Genomic DNA, 790 nt, shown 5'->3' on the forward strand with positions numbered 1-790 from the left:
GCTGCATGCCGACCAAGACCATGGTCGCCAGCGCCTATGCCGCGCATCTGGCGCGCCGCGCCGCCGACTATGGCGTGACGCTCTCCGGGCCGGTCGGCGTGGATTACAAGGTGATCAAGGCGCGCAAGGACAAGGTCACAAACGACGCTCGCGGCAATCTCGAGACCTGGATTGCCGGCATGGACAAGTGCACCCTCTATCGCGGCCATGCGCGTTTCGAATCCCCCAACACGGTGCGCGTCGGCGACGATCTGCTGACCGCCGAAAAGATCTTCCTCAACACCGGCGGCCGCGCCTCGGTGCCCGACCTTCCCGGCATCCACGACATCGACTATCTGACCAACTCGTCGATGATGGATCTCGACGTGCTGCCGCGCCATCTCGTCGTCGTCGGCGGCAGCTACATCTCGCTCGAATTCGCTCAGATGTTCCGCCGCTTCGGCGCGGAAGTCACCGTCGTCGAGAAGAGCCCGCGCCTGACCGGCCGCGAGGACGAGGATGTCTCCGCCGCCATCCTGTCGATCCTCGAAAACGAAGGCATCGCGGTCCATGTCGGCGCCGACGACATTGCCTTCGCCAGACAGGGTGACGACATCGCCGTGACCTTCTCCGCCGGCAAGCCACCGGCGGTCGGCTCGCATGTGCTGCTGGCGCTGGGGCGCACGCCCAACACCGACGATCTCGGCCTGGAAAGGGCCGGCGTCGAGGTCGACAAGCGCGGTTTTGTCACCGTCGACGACCAGCTGCGCACCAGCGTGCCCGGCATCTGGGCGATGGGCGACTGCAACGG

The 790-nt window shown here is 66.1% G+C and carries 1 protein-coding gene; it reads left to right on the forward strand.

Translation table 11 applies throughout. The annotated features are described in order from the left end of the window. A partial coding sequence (locus EN925_RS38095; RefSeq protein WP_164894780.1) for an FAD-dependent oxidoreductase occupies positions 1–790 on the forward strand: 790 nt, incomplete at both ends.

Source organism: Mesorhizobium sp. M7A.F.Ca.US.006.04.2.1, assembly GCF_004022915.1.
GTDB lineage: Bacteria > Pseudomonadota > Alphaproteobacteria > Rhizobiales > Rhizobiaceae > Mesorhizobium > Mesorhizobium ciceri.